Here is a 3569-nt window from a genome sequence, read left to right as displayed (position 1 = left end):
AATATTCCCATTCTACTACTTTAGTGAGTCGTTCTAAAGGATCTCCTTGTTTACTAAGCTTTTCTAATCGATAACTTTCTGAAAATAAAGAAGTTGTTCCTGTGCGTTTGTAACTATTCATCTCACCCGTGTTTAGTCAGTAAAATACTATAACTATTTGATTAAAAATAAATTAATTTTAGAGGTAACCTATAATCATAAGTCCTACCTTCAAATCGAGATAATAGTTTTCCTATTCTAGCAATTTTATTTGATGAATCGATGGTTGAAGGAAGCTTTGAGTATAAATCTAATGAGTTCCAATTCATTTTTGTTAAACTTAAAATTTCTGTTGAAATTAAATCAATATTAGATTCTCCGTAATGCTTAGTTATTTTTACAGGTCCTGGAATGCTTCTTCCACCAAGAAAATATTTCCAATTTGGTTGTCGAACAGAAGGTACTATTCCGTGAGTCCATAATAGAGCTGTATGTTTGTTTGTAACAATACAAGTCCCTCTTGAGATAGGAAACTTATCTATTTGTAATTCTTTGTTATATACACTCATTGCTACAAAACGCGCATCAGGCTCAAAATTAATTTCAATAAGGTCTATTTTTTTGATACCTGCTTTGTGTAAACTAGCTTTAATTCCATCTATTTCATCTTGCGTAAACTTTGTTCTTTTATGTATAACTACTCTTTCAGGAAGTTTGTCTAGTGATTCGTAAAATAGCTCTCTAATTGAAACTCCAAATTGAAAAGCATCTTTAAATGATAAAAAAGGATTGTTTTGTTTATCCAGGAAATAATTGTCTATTTTAGATAATTTATATTTTAAACCTTGTCCGTTTGAATCATAAATATGACTACAACCAATAACAATTTCTGATTTATTTTTTTATGACTATCGGATATTTTGCACCTTAATTTTCCAGTTGCTAGCTACCACTGCTATTATTGCCCTATCAAATATGGATTCAAAGTATCTTCTGTTGAATTTATAACAATATTCATCAAGATAACTTTGCAAATAATCAATGCCTGTAGAATGATGCACGTCTAATAATAGCCTTTTAGCATTGCTAATGGCAATGTGTGCCCAAGGTAGTATTTCTGAAGTTTTGCTTTTATCTTGAATTACTACTGCTTTATGATCTTCCAGATGTTCTTTAAGGTCATTGTAATTATTTGCTCCATCTGTAGCAGCAGCAGCTTTTGGGTCAATACTAGTTTTCACTTGTTCATTGGTAGTCTTCTTTTCCTGATTATCAATTAATTTCATTTTTATATATCCTACAACTTTATTGGTTTTATGCTTATATTTTGAGGAAGGTTCTACAGGCTTTGATTCTATCATTACTAATATGGAGGCTTGTTTCTGACTTCCTTTTCCCCTCTTAAGTTTTCCCTTATTATCTGCTATTTCTTTTGCAATCCTTTCTCGATCTTCCTTGGTAGGGACTACCTCAAAAAAACCTTCTTCTAGCTCTATTTGATCGTGTAGTTGGTAATTGTTGTCTCTTTCTCCCATAGCATATCGTATGGAGCATATACCAGATCGGCTCATAATAGCGATGTCATAATTGCCGTTACACCTCTAAGGCAGAAAAACTCTTCTTGGTACTGGTAAGCATAAGTATCGCAAAATACCAATAGTAATAAGGTAATTGTGTACCGTGTAATAAGGTGCCGCTACGCAAGGTAGTTCTATACTTACATTGCTTGCATTGATATTGATCTCTAGTAGAAAGCCAATAGTGTTGTTCTCCCTGGCATCGTTTACAAACAACACCCTGTTTATCTCTTTCTGCTTTAAAATGAGCCTTACAACTAGCTTCGTCCGGAAATTTTTTAAAAAATTCTTGAATCGTCATAACATTAACCATCTTTAAAACAATAAGATATAAATAAATTACCGGTTATGCAAGGAATCCGATAGTCATATTATTTTTTATTTTAGAAATACTGTACCCAATTCCGGCATATGCTGTGTTTTTTTCCTGATTATTTAAAATCCACGGTGTTCTTAAAGATTTCACATAAAACGATAATGATAACCACCAATTAATTTGACAAGTTAAACTATCTTCTAGTGTTTTTTCTCTAATTAATTGTGTTGCAATTCCTTTTGAAGCAGCAAATGCTTTTACATAATCGTGTAAATCAAAACTCTCTTCTTTGTTTTCAAAATTTTCAAAATTTTGCCATTCGATTGGAATGAAAATTACGATTGTACTTTGACTTTGGGTATTTGCTATTTGTTCAATTTTAGAAGTTATTAGTCTAGCAAGTTTAATTGCGTTTTCGTGTGCTTCAAGTTCATTTTCGCCTCTGAAATCAATATCCAACCAACTTCCATCATTCTCAAAGTGTGGAATGTTTAACGGAATATTATAAATTGATGAAAATCCTGGGTAATCGATTAAGTAATCAGGGTTTATATTGTCAGTTGAGTGTTTTGTTTGTAGTTTGGAAAGAAAATCATAAAATCTATTTGAATATTTTCCCCCACAAATAACAGATAAGTTTATTTCGTTAGATAATATTACTCCATTTAGATTAACATCATAAGGACGGTTGTTTACTAAACCTCTCATTGGATGGTAATCTTTGAATTCCATATCTGATGAAATGTTACGAAAAACAAGTTGTGGCTCTAAAAATTGAACACCTTTAAATTGAGTTTGTCTTTTATCGTATTCTCTAGGAGAGTAACCTCTAAATTTTGGGTCTAAAACATTTATTTCTCCAAATGCAGTGCTTGAAGATATCTGAAATTCAAGACCGCTACCAGATTTAAGAGGAAATTCAAATTTTATTCTAGGTTTATTAAATAAAAGCTTATTCCAGTTTTCTAATATTTCATCATACTTATTGTTATATAATTTCTCTAAGTTATATTTACTAATAGTTAGTTTATCTGTTTTCGAGATTTCTTGGTCAGAGGTTAGATTTATTATTGGTGTAAAAGTTAAATAACTAAAGCTTTTATTTTTATCAAAGTAAAATGAAAGAAATAATGCTTTGTGAATTTTAATGTTTTTGTATTCGCTTTCATTGGAAGTCAACCATATTTTGTTTTTATTATTTGTAGAAATCCTTTTATCATTTGCAAAGTGTTTCAAAATTGCTTGAAGCATTAAAGATTTGAACGCTGGTACATTTTCGACATCAATTTTACTTATAGATTCTCTTTTAATATCACTTTTTAAAATACCTTTAAATGCCTTTAAAATATCGGTTAGTGTCCCTATGGCAAATACTTTTCTTTTAAAGGGGACTGCACAAATATTATTTGTTTTACAAATGGTTTTTAAAAAACTCCAAGGTTTTTCATCCTTATAATCAATTTCAAATTGAAAAACCTCTTTTGGAAAAACAACAGGGTGTAAATTGCTCTTAATATATTTTCCTGTATTTGAAAAACTTAAATGAAACTCTGTTTTTAAATACTCTTCCATTGGTTAATTCGGTTCGATTTGTGCCAATGATTTCGGAGTTATAGTGCCAGTCATTTCGGTTCAAACTGTGCCATTTATATCGGTTCGATTTGTGCCACTACGAGAGATCAAGTAATTACCTTATC

General features: G+C 30.7%; 2 protein-coding genes and 1 pseudogene. All 3 read right to left on the bottom strand.

All coding sequences use genetic code 11. The features are described 5' to 3' along the window. Positions 1 to 161 precede the first annotated feature (161 nt). Positions 162 to 548: a hypothetical protein gene (locus F0000_RS28465; RefSeq protein ID WP_255452911.1), complete on the bottom strand. Its 387-nt coding sequence runs from the start codon at positions 546 to 548 to the stop codon at positions 162 to 164. A 339-nt stretch (positions 549 to 887) separates the two neighbouring features. Beyond that, positions 888 to 1857 (bottom strand): annotated as a pseudogene (locus F0000_RS26650) (IS1595 family transposase). Between the two features lie 45 nt (positions 1858 to 1902). Beyond that, the gene (locus F0000_RS26645; protein WP_223148949.1) at positions 1903 to 3444 is read right to left on the bottom strand and encodes a hypothetical protein; all 1542 of its coding nucleotides are present in this window, start codon (positions 3442 to 3444) and stop codon (positions 1903 to 1905) included. Positions 3445 to 3569: the final 125 nt, after the last annotated feature.

It is taken from the genome of Aquimarina sp. RZ0 (genome assembly GCF_008370685.1).
In the GTDB taxonomy this organism is placed as follows: domain Bacteria; phylum Bacteroidota; class Bacteroidia; order Flavobacteriales; family Flavobacteriaceae; genus Aquimarina.
This window is presented reverse-complemented; position numbering and strand designations above follow the sequence as displayed.